This is a genomic window from Bacillus sp. JZ105, from assembly GCF_053903125.1.
Genome location: NZ_CP096387.1, coordinates 3,288,556 through 3,307,003, shown reverse-complemented (window position 1 = coordinate 3,307,003; position 18,448 = coordinate 3,288,556). Strand labels below are relative to the sequence as shown.

The following is an 18,448-nucleotide window of genomic DNA, read 5'->3' as shown; positions in this document are numbered from 1 at the left end:
AAAGAGAATCCCGGATAGGAATTCTCTCGTTTGTTTATCTTGCAAGCCAGCCGCCATCAACAGCTAAAATGTGGCCGTTCATATAATCAGAAGCTGGTGAGCTAAGGAAAACAGCAACACCGGCTAGATCCTCAGGTTTTCCCCAGCGCCCGGCGGGAATTCGTTTCAGAATCTCTTCATTTCGATTTTCATCGTCACGAATGGCTTGTGTGTTATTAGTCGCAATATACCCAGGCGCAATCGCATTGACTTGAATATGCTGGCTCGCCCATTCGTTGGCAAAAGCTTTCGTCAGCCCAGCGACAGCATGCTTACTAGCTGTATAAGCAGGGACAAAGACGCCGCCTTGAAACGATAGAAGGGAGGCGATATTGACGATTTTCCCTTGCCCATTTTTCAGCATCTGCTGTCCAACCTTTTGCGTGAGGAAAAAGAGACTGTTGATATTCACATCCATGACCGTATGCCAATCTTCCTCTGAATAGTGAGACGCCTGCTCTCTTTTAATGGTTCCAGCATTATTGATTAAAATATCAATCGTATGCTTCTTTAATATGGCATCGACAGCCTGCTTTGCAGACTGAGGATTAGAAAAGTCAACCTGAACCGCATGAAATGATCGACCTGCCTGTTCGACAAGTGTCTTTGTTTCTTCAAGCGGTGTGTGATGGTACGTACCGATGATATCTGCACCTGATTTGGCAAGCGCCACGGCAATGCCTTGCCCAATGCCGGTTCCAGGACCTGTCACAAGGGCTGTTTTTCCTTCAAGGGAGAAGAGGGACGCTGCATATGAAGTTGTCATCACCCTCGTTACCTCAGCTGATCCATTGGGACAAAGTCCATATCTTTGAACGTATAGTTTTCGCCCGCCATTGCCCAAATAAATGAATAATTCGCTGTTCCTGAGCCTGAATGAATGGACCAGGCAGGTGAAATGACTGCTTCTTCATTTGCCACCACGAGATGTCTTGTTTCAGATGGCTCCCCCATAAAATGAAAGACCCGTGCATCCTCTTCGATATCAAGATATAAGTACACTTCCATCCGGCGATCATGAATATGAGCGGGCATCGTGTTCCATGTATTATTGGTTTCAAGCTGAGTGATGCCCATCATGAGCTGACAGCTTTGAATGCCGTCTGCATGGATGACTTGATACAGGTTTCGTACGTTGGAGGAAGCTGCTTCCCCTAAGTGGTTTGGTGTTAAGTCAGCGATGGCTGCTTTTTGCGTAGGGTACGCCCTGTGAGCCGTGGCTGATACTAAATAGAACTTGGCCTGCTCGCCTGACGAACTAGCAAACTGTACATCTTCGTGACCAAGACCAATATATAAGAAATCTTTATGCTCCAGCACAAAGGCTTCACCATCAACAGTGACCGTTCCTTGTCCGCCGACATTCACAATCCCGATTTCTCGTCTTTCAAGAAAATACTCCGTCCGTAAAAAGTCACCAGCATCTAGTGTGAGTGGCTCTGCTGCCGGCATGGCTCCGCCAATCACTACGCGGTCCTCATGCGAGTAATAGAGCTTTAATTCACCACTGACAAACAGCGTAGGAATATGAAAATGTCGACGAAGTTCCTCTGTTGTAAAACGTTTGACCTGCTCAGGATGTACAGCATAACGATTTTCCATTTGGATAAGCCTCCCTTTCCATCTGAAACAAAAATTGATATTTATTTGGTATCGGTTTCAAGGAAAATTCTAGAGGAAAAGGAGGGCGTCGTCAACCGTTAATTTGAAATCGCTTTCTTTTTCTCTGGTTAAACAAATTTTTGCCCTCATCATGCAAAAAAATCTTCTGAAAAGCATTCAATTATGATATGCTTTTTTTAAGTTTATTTGAAATCGGTTTCGAATCAAATGAGAAGATCAATTGTAGGAGTTTTTTTGAATGATAGAGAAAAAGCAAACGAAAGTCACCATTAATGAAGTTGCAGCTTATGCAGGGGTCTCAAAATCAACTGTATCCAGATATATCAATGGCAGAACAAATGAAATTTCTTCTGAAAAGGTAAAAAAAATCAAGAAAGCCATTGAGGAACTCCATTATCGTCCGAGTCAGCTTGCTCAAGGATTGAAGGTCAGAAAAAGCAAGGTCATTGGGTTTATTGTAGCCGACATTACGAATCCATTCTCTGTGGCAACACTTCGCGGGGTCGAAGAGATTTGTGATGAATATGGATACAGCATCATGGTGTGCAACACAGATAATCGTCCAGAAAAAGAACGGGAAATGCTCCTAAAACTGAATGCACATTATATTGAAGGGCTCATCATCAATACGACAGGACAGAACAATGACATTCTGGGGAATTTTAAGAAAAACGGTGTACCGATTGTTCTTGTGGACCGGAAGCTGCCTGAACTGAAAGTCGACACAGTGACCACGAACAACCGTGATATCACCATCCGGCTGCTTCAACAAATGTATGAGAAAGGCTATGATCACATTGCTTTCTTTACTGAGCCTGTCGATGGAATCAGCCCTCGTGAAGAACGAAAGGAAGCATATGAACAGACAGCTTTGAGTAAACAGAAGAAGCCGGTCATTGCAGAAATTGATTTAAAGCAAAAGGAACAAATGCGTAAAGAGATTGTCCGTTTTTTAGAATCAAACGAACAGAAAAAAGCGATTTTAGCCGGTAATGGATTACTCATGCTGAAGCTGATTAGTGAACTTGTAGAGCTTGGGGTGAAGATTCCTGATGAGATCGGCATTGCAGGGTTTGATGATACAGAGTGGTATAAGCTGATTGGACCTGGAATTACAACGGTCGCCCAGCCATCTCATGAAATGGGGAAAGCAGCCATGCAAAAAATCAAGACGCGGCTAGAAGGGGATGAAAGTGCGCCCCAAACCATTCAGCTTGATGGAGAAATCATTGTGAGGAAATCTTTATAAATGATAGGCAGAGAAGAGTATACATACGTGCATGCTCTCTCTTTTTCAACTGATTTGAAACCGGTACCGAGAAAGGGGAGAAATGAATGAAAGCATTGGATGCGGTCACATTTGGGGAATCAATGGCGATGTTTTATGCAAAAGAAGTTGGAGAGCTTCATCAAGTGCATACATTCCAAAAGGCGCTTGCTGGTGCAGAGAGTAACGTAGCTGTCGGCTTGGCGAGGCTGGGCTTTCATGTGGGATGGATGAGCAAAGTCGGAGCAGATTCACTTGGCACATTCATTTTAGAAGAGCTTCAAAAAGAAGGGGTCGATACAAGTGCAGTGCTCCGTTCAAATGATGGGTCTCAAACGGGAATCTTACTTAAATCAAAAGTGACGGAAGGAGACCCTGACGTCACGTATTATCGGAAAGGCTCTGCTGCGAGCACAATGAGTCCAAGCGACTTTCCCGCCGATTATTTCAAACAGGCAGGCCACCTTCATATGACTGGTATTCCGCCTGCCTTATCTAATGAAATGAGAGCGTTTTCTTTTCATGCCCTTCAAGAAATGAAGGAAGCGGGCAAAACCATTTCATTTGATCCAAACCTAAGGCTTCAGCTATGGAAAGAGGAGAAAGATATGATTCAGACGGTGAATCATATCGCCTCACAATCGGATTGGTTTTTTCCAGGGCTTGCAGAAGGGCAAAGGCTCACAGGTTATCACGAGCCAGAAGAGATTGCCGATGTTTATTTGCAAAAAGGTGTCAAACTAGTGGTCATTAAGCTAGGGGCAGAAGGTGCCTTTTATAAAAGTGCAGCCGGTCAGGGGATTGTGAATGGATTTTATGTGCAGGATGTCGTAGACACAGTTGGAGCTGGTGATGGATTTGCAGTGGGGGTCATCAGCGGCTTGCTTGACGGCTTATCACATGAAAAATCCGTGACAAGAGGCAATGCGGTCGGGGCACTTGCAGTGATGTCACCTGGCGATAAGGACGGACTGCCAACCCGGGAGGAGCTTCAGGCTTTTATGAAAGAAGCCAAGCGATATCAAAGGCGGGAGTACATGAAAGGGGATGAGAGATATGGAAAAGTCAGCAAGTTTGAGCATTAAAAAGCAGCTAGCGTCTTGTAAATTAATTGCAGTGGTAAGAGCAGGTAGTGAAGCAGAAGGCATTGAAATGATTGAGCGTTTAAAGAAAAAAGGGGTTCGTGCCATTGAAGTAACGTATACTACGCCAAATGCTGAACGCATCATCGCATCCTTCCAGGAGGAGCAGGACCTCATAGTAGGAGCGGGAACAATTACGACGCTGGAGCAGGCGCAATCAGCCATTGAGGCAGGCTCACAGTTTATCGTCAGCCCAGGCTATCTTCCTATGATTGGAGAACATCTTTCATTTTACGACACACTCTATGTACCAGGGGTTCTCACCCCGAGTGAAATCATGCAGGCTAAAGCAGATGGCTATTGCTTGCTCAAGCTTTTTCCGAGCGGCTCTTTCGGTTTATCCTATATGAAAAACTTACAAGGTCCATTTCCAGAAATTGAATTTATTCCTACGGGCGGCATTCATCCAGCTGATGTTCCAAAGTGGCTCAAAGCAGGCGCGGTGGCTGTCGGTGTCGGAAGTCAGCTTGAAAGCAGTACAGCAGAGGAATTACAAGCCGTTCTTTCCTCATAAATACTTGTCAAACGAACAAACAACTGGCTCGTTGATGCCGGTTGTTTGTTCGTTTATCTGACATAACAGCAGATAAAATTTCAACTCTTCACGTACAATGATCGTGAAGGAGTGATTGAAAATGTACATTCTACAAGATGAACTCACGGATGGACGAATTGACCAGCTGATTACCGCACATATAGAAGAGATGAAGGAGCATTCGCCGCCAGAAAGCATTCATGCCCTTCCGTTGACTGATTTAAAAAAGCAAGATGTCACGGTGTGGAGTGTGCGAGATGGAGAGGAGCTTCTTGGCTGCGGAGCGTTAAAAGAACTGTCAAGTGAACATGGGGAAATCAAATCGATGAGAACCGCAGCCCTCCATATGCGAAAAGGTGTAGCGAGGTATATGCTGAATCATCTTCTCCAAGAGGCAAAACGGCGCGGCTACACACGTGTCAGCTTAGAGACAGGGGCAATGGCTTTCTTTGAACCAGCAAGAAAACTATATGAGAGCGCTGGGTTTCAGTATTGCCCGCCTTTTGGTACATATCAAGAAGATCCAAACAGTTTATTTATGACAAAGGAATTATAGAGGTCGAGAGAGTATGCTTATAAGCAGCTCTTTTTTTATGCGGAAATAGTGGAAAGGAGGAGGGTACGGTGAAATTATCTAAGTGGTTCGGAATGAGTGCATTTCTCACATTTTGTGTGGTATCTGTCATCTTTTTAACGTTTTTAGGTCAAGATTTATTTCAAATTGAGAGCGCTTCCGACAAAACAGCGTCAACGTATCAATACCATTTTGTCCTTGTACCGGAGGAACTTGATAACGAATATTGGCAGCTTGTACAAAAGGGAGCTGCGGATGCGGCAGACGTTCATCACGTGTATCTAGAATATTTGGGCCCAAAACAAGCGGATGTGGACGATCATCTGAAAACCATTGATATGGCAATCGCTGGACATGTTGATGGCATTATGACGCAGGGACTTGATGCGAAAAAATACAAACCGCTTTTTCGGAAGGCGAGGGAAAAAGGAATTGATGTCGTCACCGTCGATACAGATGCAGAGGGGAGCAATCGTCAAGTGTATGTAGGGACGGACAATTACTATTCAGGCTTTATCGCAGGACAGGCACTCATCGCAGATACAAAAGGTGAACAGTATGTAGGAATTGTCACAGGCAGGCTGGATGCCATTCATCAAAAGCTGCGCGTCAAAGGCTTTCGAGATGCCGTTGCTGCTGAAAAACGCATTCATATTGCTGGAATAGAAGAATCAGCCATTACGAAGTCAGGTGCTTCAGGTGCTGCTTATAAACTATTAAACGATCATGAGAAGCTCACCGCATTTTATGGCACAAGTGCATTAGATGGCGCAGGCATCATTCAAGCAATCGCACAGTATCGATCAACCACTGATTTTTATGTGCTTGCATTTGACACATTGCCTGACACGATTCAGGCACTTGATGATGGAACAATTGATGCCGTGGTCGTACAGCATCCTTATGAAATGGGCTATCAAGCGGTTGAATCGCTTGTTCGTTTGCAGAAAGGTGAAAAAGAAGAACCGCTTCAGTACACGGGAACGAGTGTAATCCGGCGCGGGGATCTGCCTCTTCAGCAAACAGACAGAAAGCAGGGGGTGCAGCCATGAGAAGGATTCGAAGTAAGCTGTTGTTGGCATTTTTAATCCTTGTGCTTCTTGGCAACGTAGCCGCTTTTTTTGTCTACTGGAGCAGTTCAAAAATCACATCAGAATATAGCCGGAGCTTTCGTTCTTTTCTCCTGCTCAATGATATATCAACAGAGGCGAAAACGATGTATGAAAAGGTCAATGCCTATGCCATTGAAAAGGAACGGAAGTTTGCCAAAGAATATCTTACGTCAAAACAGAAAATGAAATCATACGATCAAGCGCTGCGAAAGGATGCTGGTCTTCATGCGACAATTCCTTCTATTGAAAAATATCAATATATGATGCGGACGCTCATCAATGAAAGTGATGCGACCATGACACATGTGAAAGAAGGGAAAATCGAAGAATATGCTGCAAGTGTGAAGGAAGTGAGAACCGTCTCCTCCTATATACAAGAGCAGACGATGACCCTGCTTGATGATGAATTATCTGAGTATCAGATACTCTATCAATCTCTTCAAAAAAGGCATCAAACCTATGCGCTCTTTACCTTGTGCCTGTTTACATTATCAATCGGGGTCGCATTATGGATGGCGTATATGATTGCTGGCGGGATCTCAAGACCCATCGTTCATCTGTCCCGAAGCGTAAAAGAAGTATCAGAAGGACATTTTGATGGAGCGAATTTGCATGTTACCTCAAAGGATGAAATATCTGTTTTAAATGAAGCCTTTCAGCGAATGCGGCAAGAGATGAAAATGATGATTGAAGAGATCAAACAAAAGGCAGCATTGGATCAAAAAATCAAAGATATGAAGCTAAAAACGCTGCAAAACCAAATGAACCCGCATTTTTTATTTAACACATTAAACATCGTTTCACGTATGGCTTACTTAGAATCAGCGGAAGCCACATCGAGGTTGATTCAATCCGTTTCCACGCTGATGCGGTATTCGCTGTCTGCTCTTAGTACATCCGTTACATTAGAACAAGAAGTGAAAGTGGTAAAAGAATATTTTCATATACAAGAAACGAGATTTGCCGATCGTATTACGTGCAAAACGTCCATCGATGAATCGTGTTTATCTGTGCATATCCCAAGTCTCACCTTACAGCCGCTTGTTGAAAATGCCTTCATTCATGGCGTTGAACCAAAGGAGGAAGAGGGACTTGTCGAGCTCTCGATCTATCAAGAAGGCGGCTATGTGATGATTCGGATTCGGGACAATGGGATGGGCATCAATGAACAGGAGAAAAGAAGATTGCTGTCAGAAAAAGAAGACGAAGATCCGAACATTCTGAGTAAAGGCCACTCGACAGGAATCGGTCTTCGAAATGTAATGTCAAGACTGCGCTTGTTTTACGGGGTGCAAGATGCCCTTCAAATTGATTCAAAACCAAACGAAGGCACCACCATACAATTGGCTATTCCGATGAAGGAGGGACCGGCATGCTGAACGTGCTGATTGTCGATGATGAAAAAATAGAACGGCTAGCGATGCGGAAATTCTTAACCGAATGGGTTCCAGAGTGTCATATAGCAGGAGAAGCGGAAAATGGAAAGAAGGCGGTTGAATTCGTGCGATCTGAGTCCATTCACCTTGTGCTCATGGATATTCAGATGCCTGGCATGGATGGACTGACAGCGATCAAACAGATCAAAGCAAGCAGTCCTCATACCAAATTCATTATGCTGACAGCCTACGATACATTCGATTATGCCAAGCAAGCGATGCAGGAAGGGGTGAAACAATACCTTGTCAAACCAGCTGACAAAGACGAAACCATCGCAGCCATTCGATTTGTAGCAGCAGAGATTCAGCAGGAGGCGTCTCTCCGGCAGGCGGCAGCAGCCGATCAGCAGTCAAAGTGGCTTGAAGCGCATGTCGTGAACGGTCAATCCTATACATCCATGGAGTTTCAACAACTATTTTCCGAATATGAAGCAGGTCTTATCATCGCTGTGCAGCGAACAAAAGGAGATCAGCTGTTGACCGATTTACAGAAATCTGCACGATTTCATACGGTGCCGATTCAGATGGGAGGAGAACTGTTTACATGCCTCATTTATAGTCAGCAGGGATCAGGTCAGCTAAAGGCAGAGGTGCTGCAAGCCATTCGAGCTGCCATGACAAGCGGTCAGCCTTCACCTGTCGTTGGCATAGGGCATCCAGTCTCAAACCCGCTTCATCTTCAAAAAAGTGCAGCAGAGGCGAAGCTTTCCTATTATCAGCGAAAAAAGAGCGGCGGCGTTGTTCGTTATGGCTTTTACCAAACAGAGGTGAAGCCCGGTCCATTGATTCATCTGCCGGAGCTTGCAGACAGCATGATGCAGGCGCTCGAGGAAGGGAGAAGAGAGGATGCGCTGGCTTTATTTGATGCTTTTCAATTAGAAGGAGCGACGATTTCACAAGTAAAAGAACTGCTGATTCTCTTCAAATCACGCCTCCGTACAGACCTATCGATATTGACAATCAGCACCGCAGCTGAATGCCGACAGTGCTGTGAACATCTATTTGATGTGTATGAAGCGAGGACACAGACCATCAATGACATCGAGCGGGCAAAACGTTACATCAAAACGCATTATTGTGAACAGATCACACTTGAGCAAACGGCCGCTTATGTTGATTTAAGTCCGACCTATTTCACAAAACGATTTAAAGACGAGACGGGTCTGACATTTAAAGAGTATGTGACAGCCTGCCGGATGGATAAAATCAAAAAGCTTCTCATAGACAGCTCGCTTAGCTTAAAAGAAATTACCTATCAGGCAGGATATACAGATCCTAATTACGTCAGCCGTGTGTTTAAGAAGATGGTCGGCTGTTCACCGAAGGAATATCGAAAACAGGCCGTAAAAAAATGAAGAATTTCATAAAAAAGTGAAGAAGTTTGCCTGAAAAAAAGCAAGGATCTGCCATTATACTTATTTTGATAACGCTTACAAAATAGGGACGGGGGGATCAATTATGAAGTTCAAATTAGGCTTTACGCTGCTGGCACTCTGTATGCTTATCGTCACTGCCTGCAGTTCATCGACGAACTCAGAGGAAAAAAAAGAAGGTGGAACGGAAAAGCTCGAGATTTTCTCTTGGTGGACAGGAGCAGGTGAGGAAGACGGGCTGAAGGCACTCATTCAATTGTTTGAAGAGAAGAATAAAGACATTCCAATTGAAAATGCAGCTGTCGCAGGCGGTGCTGGTACGAATGCAAAGGCTGTCCTGACTAGCCGTATGCAGGGAAATGATCCGCCTGCTACGTTTCAAGTGCATGGCGGGGCGGAGCTGAATGAGAGCTGGGTCGCGGCAGGCAAAATGGAGCCGCTGGATGATTTATATGAAAAAGAAGGCTGGAAAGACAAATTCCCAGAATCACTGATTGAGCTTGTCAGCAAAGATGGGAAAATCTATTCCGTACCAGTAAACATTCACAGGGGCAATGTGCTTTGGTATAACAAGAAGGTATTTGATGATGCAGGCTTAGAGCCGCCAACGACATTTGATGAATTTTTCAAAACAGCAGATGCATTAAAGAAAAAAGGAATCACACCACTTGCACTTGGAGATAAGGAGCCTTGGGCAGCGACTCATTTGTTTGAAAGTGTGTTGCTGGGTGTATTAGGTGCAGATGGTTATCAAAAACTTTGGGCTGGCGACATGAAAATGGATGACCCGAAAGTGAAGAAAGCGGCAGACATCTTTGGACGTATGCTCGAATACGTCAATGATGATCACAGTTCACGTAACTGGCAGGATGCCTCACAGCTCGTGGCAAAAGGAGAAGCGGCAATGAATGTCATGGGCGACTGGGCGAAGGGGTACTTTGTGAATGATCTTGATTTGAAGGTGAATCAAGACTTTGGATACACGGCGACTCCTGGAACGGAAGGAAGCTTTATGGTGATCACCGATACATTTGGACTGCCAAAGGGTGTGAAACAGCCAGAAAACGTGAAGAAATTCTTATCCGTTTTAGGATCTGTGGAAGGACAGGATGCGTTTAATCCGCTAAAAGGATCGATTCCAGCACGTGTGGATGCAGATGTATCAAAATATGATGAATACGGAAAATCGGCGATGAAGGCATTTAAAGAGTCAAAACTGGCGCCGTCTCTTGCTCATGGCTCAGCTGCTGAAGAAGGGTTTGTGACAAAAGCGAATCAAGCCGTCAATATCTTCGTGACACAAAAAGACAGCAGTCAGTTTGTTTCATCATTAAAAGAGGCAATGAAATAAAGACGAAGGAGGCGGCGGCTAGGCACCGCCTCTTTTTTAGAAAGGAGTGCAGTTTCATGCGCATAGACACATCGCCGATAACAAAAACACCTGTGTCCAAAGTTAAACGTATGCGGAAAAAATGGAATGGAGACCAGCTGCTGGCGCTGCTCTTTTTAGCCCCGTCAGCGGTTTTATTATTCATCTTTGTTTACGGTTTTATTGGCTGGACAGGATATGTGTCATTATCAAACTGGACCACGCTTGTTCCTGATTTCTCTTTCGCAGGTCTTCACAATTATGTCATGCTGTTTCAAGATTTCCGCTTTCAATCAGATCTTCGAAACACGGTCTTTTTTACTTTATTTTTTATTGGAGCGGTCATTGTCACTGGTCTCGCACTTGCGATTTTACTAGATCAGAAGATCAAGGGGGAATCTCTTTTTCGGAATTTATTCTTCTTTCCGATGGCCCTTTCCTTCGTTGTCACAGGAGTCGTATGGCAATGGATTTTAAACCCGTCAACTGGGGTGAATTTATTTTTGAAAACACTTGGTATCCAGCCTAAGTGGTATACGGATACGAACATATTGGCCGGATTTGTCTGGGGGAAAATTGAGTTTGGTGTACCTGCGGCCATGATTGCTGTTGTGATTGCAGCAGTTTGGCAAATGACAGGCTTCTCTCTGGCGATGTATTTGGCGGGTCTAAGAGGAATTCCAGAGGAAGTAAGAGAGGCTGCTAGAATGGATGGTGCAACGGAGTGGCAGATTTACTGGAAAATCATCTTCCCTCTTTTAAAACCGATTACTGCAAGTGTCGTTATCATCATGGCTCATATTTCATTAAAAATTTTCGATTTGATTTATTCGATGACAGGGCCGGGTGCGAACTTTGTCACGGATGTTCCGGGCGTGTATATGTTTGAAATGACCTTTAGAGGAAACCATTATGCAGGCGGTGCCGCCATTGCGGTTGTCATGCTGATCTCTGTTGCGGTCTTTATCGTGCCATATCTCCTGTCGAGCCGGAAGGGGGCTTCATCATGACAGCCAGATGGTTTGTTCGTCCAGTTCTTTATGCTTTATTGATATTGTTCAGTCTCTTTTTTCTGATGCCTGTTTATGTCATGCTCGTCACAAGCTTGAAGCCATTAGGTGAAGTCACCCTTGAGCGAATGTGGTCGCTGCCATCTACTATCGACTTTTCAAGCTATCAAATCGCGTTTGAAAAGCTAGCGCCCAATTTAATGAATTCTCTTTATCTTGTCATTCCTGCTACTTTATTGTCAGCTGTTTTAGGTGCAATGAATGGCTATGTATTATCAAAATGGCGTTTCAAAGGATCAGAAATCGTCTTTACGCTGATGCTGTTTGGAATGTTTATTCCATATCAAAGTATCCTGATCCCGCTCATTCAATTTTTGCGTGAAGTCGGATTGTATAATTCAATTCCAGGGCTTGTGCTTGTCCATGTCGTATACGGACTTCCGATCACAACACTCATGTTCCGAAATTTCTATGTGAGTATCCCAGATGAAATGATTGAATCGGCGAAAATGGATGGCGCAGGGTTTATCGGGATTTTCAGACATATGATTCTTCCGCTTTCGATCACAGGATTTGTCGTGGTCGCCATTTGGCAGTTCACAAATGTGTGGAATGAATTCTTATTTGCGGTTACGATGACCACTGCGGAGCATCAGCCGGTAATGGTTGCGCTGCAAAATCTATCAGGCAGTCAAATTGTGCAATGGAACGTCCAAATGGCAGGGGCGATATTGGCTGCGCTGCCGACACTACTCGTCTATATTCTTCTTGGAAAATACTTTGTTAAAGGGCTTCTCGCAGGCTCTGTCAAAGGGTAAAACATTTTTGTGTTATCGTTTTCATTCGGTGTACTGAAAGGATTGACTTCTCTTTAGATAGCGTCATAATAAAAGTTGAGACTTACTAGTTTTCAATCAAGCTAGGTAGGAATTATCAAAGGGTAGCAAAGGGAGGAGTCATCCTGAATGAAGCAGTCACCAATTTTTTTACTGCCTGAATTGAAGGAGAGAATATGGGGAGGTACAGCCTTAAGGGATCAATTTGGCTATGATATTCCTTCTGATCAAACGGGAGAATGCTGGGCAATTTCTGCTCATCCAAACGGGCCAAGTGTCGTGAAAGACGGTCCATATAAAGGGAAAACGCTGATCGAACTTTGGGACAACCATAGAGAATTGTTCGGGGGGATAGAAGGCGACCGCTTCCCGCTGTTAACCAAAATATTAGATGCAAACCAAGACTTGTCCGTTCAAGTACATCCAGATGATGATTATGCGGAAAGACATGAAAACGGCGAGCTTGGAAAAACAGAGTGCTGGTATATCATTGACTGCAAAGAAGGAGCAGAAATGATCTATGGGCACAATGCAAGAACAAGAACTGAGCTTGTCACCATGATGAATAGCGGAGATTGGGAAGGTCTTTTGCGGCGGGTGAAGATTAAGCCTGGTGATTTTTATTATGTGCCAAGCGGTACCATCCATGCGCTTTGCGAAGGAACACTTGTCCTTGAAACGCAGCAAAGCTCAGATACAACCTATCGCGTATATGATTATGAACGAAAAGACCAAGATGGCAACGAACGTGAACTTCATTTTGCGCAAGCGATTGATGTCACAACAGTTCCTCATGTAGACGGGTATGCAGATGAATCAGTTGAAACACGCCGGGGAGTGACCATTCGTACATTTGTCGAAGCAGAATATTTCTCTGTGTATAAATGGGAAATTGATCAAAAAGTAGAGCTTTCGCAAGATTATCCGTTTTTGCTATGCAGTGTGATTCATGGAGAAGGGTCTTTAGAGCATGACGGACACACATATCCACTGCCAAAGGGCGCTCATTTTATTCTGCCGGCTGAAACAGGAAGCTTCTCAATTGAAGGATCTTGTGAACTGATTGTGTCGCATATATAAGGAAAAGAGGACTTCGAGGGGGTCCTCTATTTTTCTATTGCATAAATGACTTGAAAGAGTACTTGTTTTTGTCGATAAAGAGATTAGTAGACTATTATGCAAAGTTAAGAGAGGGACAGGGAACGTGAAAAAAACCATCAAGATTATGTTACTCGCAGCTGCCTTTGGTATGACATTACACACGGGTAAAGAAGCGCAAGCAGCCTCCTATGTCGATCAATCCATTTATACGATGAACACCTCAAAGGTATTTACAACAGAAGCAGAAGTGAAAAAAGCAGTGGAAACACTAAAGAAAGACAAAAAGTGGACAGCCACTTATCAAACCTCAGGAAATACGTCGACCTATCAGCTTACTGCTTCAGGATATGAGTCGCAAGCAGCAGCGAATGCAAGTGCAGCTGCATTAAAAAAAGAAGTGGGCATAAGCGGTACGGTGTCTCCAGTAGGTGACCGTCTTCCTTTACAAAAGGTCGTATCTGACCCAGTCAAGGATGAAAGTCAGGCGAAAAAGCTCTCACTTGAACTAACAAAAACATCAGGGCTCAATAGCTCCTATGAAGTCATCAATCAAAGCAAACCTTCTTATCAGGTCATATCAGGAACCATTGATTCTGAAACGAAAGTGAAAAATATTCAAACCGAGCTGCAAAAGCAGGCAGGCGTCACCAGTACATACCAAACCGAAACGAAAGCTGGCACTGTGTATCAGCTGATTTCAAGCGGTATTGTTGGACAAAGCAAGGCGAATACCATTCTGCAGGGCTTTCAAAAGGCATCTGGTTTAAAACCAGTGCTTCAAACGGTGACAGCAGGTAAGCCGTATTACATCGTCACATCCGCTGCACAAGCGAACCAGTCGAAAGCACAGGCGCTCCTTACCCAGCTGCAAAAAGAAGCAAAGATCAGCGGGAAGATTCAAAAGACAGGTGCCTTAAAAAATGTTTACAGCTTGGAATCAGGCTATTTTAAAGACAACAAACAAGCAGCTTCAGCTGCAGCTCAGATGAAGAAACAAACCGGTGCTGCAGGTACTGTGCAGCGCGTGGGAAAAACAAAAAATTATATCGTGAAACTCAATCAATTGAACGATACAGCTTACGCCAAAACGGTGGCTTTTTTCAAGAAAAAGAAATGGCGCTACACGTCCAAAAAGATTTCTTCTACACAGCCATACCAAGTCGTGACGGGAAACCTTTTAGGAGATGACCAAGCGAAAAAAGCAGCGGCTTTCTTCCAAAAGAAAAAAGTATCTGCGACAACGAAAAAAACTGGCAAGGTATCAGACAGCACGTATCGACTCGTCGTCAATCAAGCAGCGGACCAAGCGAAAGTGAATAAAGGGGCCGCCTACTTAAAAACGCAGAAGCTGACAAGCAGCATCAAGGCAAGTAAGGGACAGGCTGTCAGCAAAACGTATCGTCTCAAGACAACACCTGTATATGAACAAAGTAAAGTGAAGCAGGCTCAAGAGATCATCAAGAAAAATGGCGTGGCCAGCAGTACAAAAACGCTGACAGAAGCGGTCAAGCAATACCGTATCACGACAGAGCCGACAGTGAATCAGACAAAACTGAATCAAGCACTCAGCTATTTGACCAAACAAAAAATGAAGGCCGCTGTTCAAAAAACAGGCGCAGCCGATTATGCTCAATATCAGATCAAAACAGGTGCCATCTCAACCGCTGCACTGCGTGACCAAGGCTTGGCATTTTTCAAAAAACGGAATGAAACCGCTGCGTATACAACAACAACGAAACCAACTTACAAAATCAACATTACGCAGCAATTTACAGGGTTACCCACTGTAAATGAAGCCATTGCTTTTGTGAAAAGCCAATATGGCTGGACCGCCACAGCCGTAAAAATTAAAAATGGCCCAATGGTCATGCAAACGAACTACAATCTTACTGTCAATGAGATGGTCAACAAACAAATGAAGGTGTCACCACAGACAGATGGTGCGGCCTATGTCTATGCAGCATATGTAGACCAAGCAACATCGACAGTGAATACGGACGGTTTAAATGTCCGTTCTACACCTGATTCGAGCTCTGCAAGCAACATTGTGGCACAGCTCAATAAAGGAGCAAAAGTGAAACAGCTTGGGAAAGAAGGGAACTGGATCAGGATCAACCTTGGCTGGAGAAATGCAAGTGTAGCAGAGGTGAAAAAATATGTAGATCCTGCCAATATTGCAGAAGGCACGCAATCTTATTTTCAATTTCTGAAACTCTCTGAAGCTGCGAATCTCAATCCAACAGAGGTCAATTCAAAGATTTTAGCAGGCAAAGGGATTCTTGCGGGTAAAGGACAAGCCTTTATTACAGCAGCAAAAACGTATCATATCAACGAAATATATCTTATTTCTCATGCGTTGCTTGAAACAGGTAACGGAAGTTCCATTTTAGCGAATGGTACAATGTATAATGGAAAGAAAGTATATAACATGTATGGCATTGGCGCATATGACAGCAATCCGAACTATCTTGGTGCAAAGTATGCGTATGAACAGCAATGGTTCACGCCAGAGGCTGCCATCATTGGCGGAGCAAAATTCATTGGCAACAGCTATATCAATAATGCCACATACAAGCAAGATACAATTTATAAAATGCGCTGGTCAGCTTCAGCAACTCATCAATATGCAACAGATATTGGCTGGGCTTCTAAGCAAGTCACTCGCATGTATAGTTTGTATAACCTGCTTGATGACTATACGCTGTATTACGATATCCCGGTGTATAACAAATAAAAAAACGTCCGTGCTTCCTAATGAGAAGCCGGACGTTTTTTTTGTGAGAGCAGCTGCTGTTCAATAAATGAAAGGAGCTGCTGACTGGATTGTCCCTTTGAATATTGGTTCCATTCCTCAGCAAAGGTTTTGATTCGTTCTTTATTGGTTGATACGTTTAGGTGCAAAAGCTCCTGCAAGAGCATGTCTTGAGTGACGCAAGCCTTACCAGGAATGATGTCTTCATACCGGTCGGCTAAGCCGCGTTTCTCTCGATAAGTGTCTAAGTCATAAGTGAAGAACAAGACAGGCTTTTCGAGCAGTGCATACTCAAACACAATGGACGAATAATCTGTCACCAGGACATCACAAGCACAAAGCAGTGGATAGAGCGGATGATCGGACACATCAAATATCCATTCACCGTCTGTTTCTGCTTTCGCTAAATGTTTGACCGCAGGATGAAGCTTGACGAGCAGAATGTAATCGCCATTCAGCTCGGTTTGCAATTGCTCTTTTGAAAAAGGCAGGACAAGACTGTCCATTGCAAAGTCTCGATAGGTTGGTGTATAGAGCAGGATCTTTTTGCCTTTTGGGATATCATCCAGCTTCAAGGAAGGCTGGTGCTGTTCATAGTACACATCCGTCAGTGGTACACCAGTTGGTAAAAAGCGTTCATCATTGACCCCAAACGAGTTCTTGAAAATCTCACGCATGTGATCTGAGCCTGTCACAATGTAATCGAAAGATGCATAAACACGTTTAAAGCGTTCGATGTCACGGGAACTTCGTTCAGAATTTGAAGCATCTTCAAGCCCGAACTTTTTCAAAGCCCCATTGGCATGCCATACTTGAATACAGGTAGTAGAAGGCCGTTTTCTGAGCACACTCGTCATGAGAAAGTAATTATCCGTCACGACAACCTTGCTTTTAAACATCGTATACATACATTGAATGAGATGGAGAGGATTTTTTTCATGAAAATAGCGAAATGACAAATGAGGCCCGTCCTTTTCTATCGCAGAAGCATGCTTCGTATAAAGGACAGTAAGCTTCATTGTCATGTTCGCCTGTTGTTGATAAGTATGAATGAGAGCAGCCGCATTCTCTTGGAATGAAACAAGCAGCGTCACCTGGTTCTCACGAGGCTTCACGCCGCTCATCAGCCATCCAATGAATGAAATAAATGCTGCGTAACATGAAATTATCATTGAGCGTATATTCATCATTTCTCAGTCTCTCACAGCTGCTTCGTTTGATCCTTTACCTGCTCAGGATAGTAACGTTTTTTTCCTTTGCTTTCCTTCAATACGGCAAAAGCGTACTTAGGAATATTCAGCATTCGTTTCCATCTCCATGGATTCACAATCAATCTGTACAGCCATTCTGTATTTGTCTTAATCATCCAGCGTGGTGCACGCTTCACCGTTCCGCTAAATACATCAAAGCTTCCGCCTAAACCGATGCAAACAGCCTGCGGGAATAAATGGCGGTATTCGTAAATAAAGTTCTCTTGGTTTGGATAACCTAATGCAACGAACACCATATCAGGTTTCGAGCGCGCGATTTGCTTCGCTACAAAACGTTTATCTGCTTGATAGCCGTCACAGCTTCCGGCAAGGACTACATTTGGATATTCCGTATCAATTCGCTGTTTCACAGCCTCAAGCACTTCTTTTTTCGCACCATATAAAAAGATTCTTTTAGACTGTTTGTTTGCTAGGTCAAGCATAGACATGAAGACATCAAAGCCGGCAATTCTTGACTTCAGCGGACTTTGGGTCATGCGGGACATCAATACGACGCCTACACCATCCGGCAGTACATAATCCGCAGATGAGACGACTTGATGGTACGCATGATCCTTCATGACGGCATAGCCTATCTCTGGATTGACAGTCGCAATCATGGCGCCTCTTCTTTGAGAAATATGATGCTGGTTCATGTAGCTGATAAATTCATCTAAGTCGCCGTTTACATAAGAAAGGTTAGAGACCACTTCTGTTTGCATTGTTTAGACCTCCTTTTTAACTTGTTATCTATGAACGTTCATTGTAAATTCATTCTTCGCCTACTCATCATTTTATCACAGATGCTCCATGAAATATTAACAATAACTTTACAAACCTTTAAATTTCGTGACATTTTCATCAATTCATAATGACGATTCTCTGTGAAACATTGATTCTTCGGACTTTTCCTCCTGTGCCCAATAAATTGGAAATAGTTTGTCTTTACATCTGCTTAACGTTTGGTGGGCACTGTGATATAATGAGGTTCCGAAGAGCGAATCGAATATCACAGAATTACGGATAAAT

General features: G+C 43.8%; 16 protein-coding genes. 12 read left to right on the top strand and 4 right to left on the bottom strand.

The window, feature by feature from the left end:
• Positions 1-34: 34 nt before the first annotated feature.
• Both kduD and kduI read right to left on the bottom strand, forming a co-directional pair.
• Entirely contained in the window at positions 35-805 is a 771-nt protein-coding gene (gene kduD, locus M1D81_RS17035; RefSeq protein WP_456266251.1) for a 2-dehydro-3-deoxy-D-gluconate 5-dehydrogenase KduD, read from the bottom strand.
• Positions 806-813: 8 nt separating this feature from the next.
• Complete coding sequence (gene kduI / locus M1D81_RS17030; RefSeq protein WP_456266252.1) at positions 814-1,641, bottom strand: 5-dehydro-4-deoxy-D-glucuronate isomerase; 828 nt, start codon at positions 1,639-1,641, stop codon at positions 814-816.
• Between the two features lie 259 nt (positions 1,642-1,900).
• Between kduI and M1D81_RS17025 the strand changes: the two genes are divergently transcribed.
• The 12 genes from M1D81_RS17025 (at position 1,901) to M1D81_RS16970 (ending at position 16,151) form a co-directional block, all read left to right on the top strand.
• Positions 1,901-2,911, top strand: a complete 1,011-nt coding sequence (locus tag M1D81_RS17025) for a LacI family DNA-binding transcriptional regulator (RefSeq protein ID WP_456266253.1) — start codon at positions 1,901-1,903, stop codon at positions 2,909-2,911.
• 86 nt (positions 2,912-2,997) lie between these two features.
• On the top strand, positions 2,998-4,014 hold the full coding sequence (locus M1D81_RS17020) for a sugar kinase (protein WP_456266254.1): 1,017 nt from the start codon (positions 2,998-3,000) through the stop codon (positions 4,012-4,014).
• Complete coding sequence (locus M1D81_RS17015; RefSeq protein ID WP_456266255.1) at positions 3,986-4,585, top strand: bifunctional 4-hydroxy-2-oxoglutarate aldolase/2-dehydro-3-deoxy-phosphogluconate aldolase; 600 nt, start codon at positions 3,986-3,988, stop codon at positions 4,583-4,585. The genes M1D81_RS17020 and M1D81_RS17015 overlap by 29 nt, the downstream gene beginning before the upstream one ends.
• A gap of 121 nt (positions 4,586-4,706) precedes the next feature.
• Positions 4,707-5,162 carry a GNAT family N-acetyltransferase gene (locus M1D81_RS17010; RefSeq protein ID WP_024423655.1) on the top strand — a complete coding sequence of 152 codons (456 nt, stop codon included), beginning with the start codon at positions 4,707-4,709 and terminating at the stop codon, positions 5,160-5,162.
• Between the two features lie 68 nt (positions 5,163-5,230).
• The gene (locus M1D81_RS17005; RefSeq protein ID WP_456266256.1) at positions 5,231-6,232 is read left to right on the top strand and encodes a sugar-binding protein; all 1,002 of its coding nucleotides are present in this window, start codon (positions 5,231-5,233) and stop codon (positions 6,230-6,232) included.
• Positions 6,229-7,671: a histidine kinase gene (locus tag M1D81_RS17000; protein WP_456266257.1), complete on the top strand. Its 1,443-nt coding sequence runs from the start codon at positions 6,229-6,231 to the stop codon at positions 7,669-7,671. Before M1D81_RS17005 ends, M1D81_RS17000 begins: the two co-directional genes overlap by 4 nt.
• Complete coding sequence (locus tag M1D81_RS16995; protein WP_456266258.1) at positions 7,665-9,083, top strand: response regulator transcription factor; 1,419 nt, start codon at positions 7,665-7,667, stop codon at positions 9,081-9,083. The genes M1D81_RS17000 and M1D81_RS16995 overlap by 7 nt, the downstream gene beginning before the upstream one ends.
• 103 nt (positions 9,084-9,186) lie before the next feature.
• Positions 9,187-10,452 (top strand): ABC transporter substrate-binding protein, encoded by a 1,266-nt coding sequence (locus tag M1D81_RS16990; protein ID WP_456266259.1) that lies wholly within the window; start codon positions 9,187-9,189, stop codon positions 10,450-10,452.
• 56 nt (positions 10,453-10,508) lie between these two features.
• Positions 10,509-11,480: a carbohydrate ABC transporter permease gene (locus M1D81_RS16985; protein ID WP_456266260.1), complete on the top strand. Its 972-nt coding sequence runs from the start codon at positions 10,509-10,511 to the stop codon at positions 11,478-11,480.
• Positions 11,477-12,298, top strand: a complete 822-nt coding sequence (locus M1D81_RS16980) for a carbohydrate ABC transporter permease (RefSeq protein ID WP_456266261.1) — start codon at positions 11,477-11,479, stop codon at positions 12,296-12,298. Before M1D81_RS16985 ends, M1D81_RS16980 begins: the two co-directional genes overlap by 4 nt.
• A gap of 147 nt (positions 12,299-12,445) precedes the next feature.
• On the top strand, positions 12,446-13,396 hold the full coding sequence (gene manA / locus M1D81_RS16975) for a mannose-6-phosphate isomerase, class I (protein WP_456266262.1): 951 nt from the start codon (positions 12,446-12,448) through the stop codon (positions 13,394-13,396).
• A gap of 124 nt (positions 13,397-13,520) precedes the next feature.
• On the top strand, positions 13,521-16,151 hold the full coding sequence (locus tag M1D81_RS16970; protein WP_456266263.1) for a glucosaminidase domain-containing protein: 2,631 nt from the start codon (positions 13,521-13,523) through the stop codon (positions 16,149-16,151).
• Positions 16,152-16,168: 17 nt separating this feature from the next.
• On the opposite strand, the gene M1D81_RS16965 is transcribed toward M1D81_RS16970, so the two are convergent.
• Both M1D81_RS16965 and M1D81_RS16960 read right to left on the bottom strand, forming a co-directional pair.
• Complete coding sequence (locus M1D81_RS16965) at positions 16,169-17,359, bottom strand: CDP-glycerol glycerophosphotransferase family protein (RefSeq protein ID WP_456266264.1); 1,191 nt, start codon at positions 17,357-17,359, stop codon at positions 16,169-16,171.
• An 11-nt stretch (positions 17,360-17,370) separates the two neighbouring features.
• Positions 17,371-18,141 carry a WecB/TagA/CpsF family glycosyltransferase gene (locus tag M1D81_RS16960; RefSeq protein ID WP_024426277.1) on the bottom strand — a complete coding sequence of 257 codons (771 nt, stop codon included), beginning with the start codon at positions 18,139-18,141 and terminating at the stop codon, positions 17,371-17,373.
• Between the last annotated feature and the right edge of the window lie 307 nt (positions 18,142-18,448).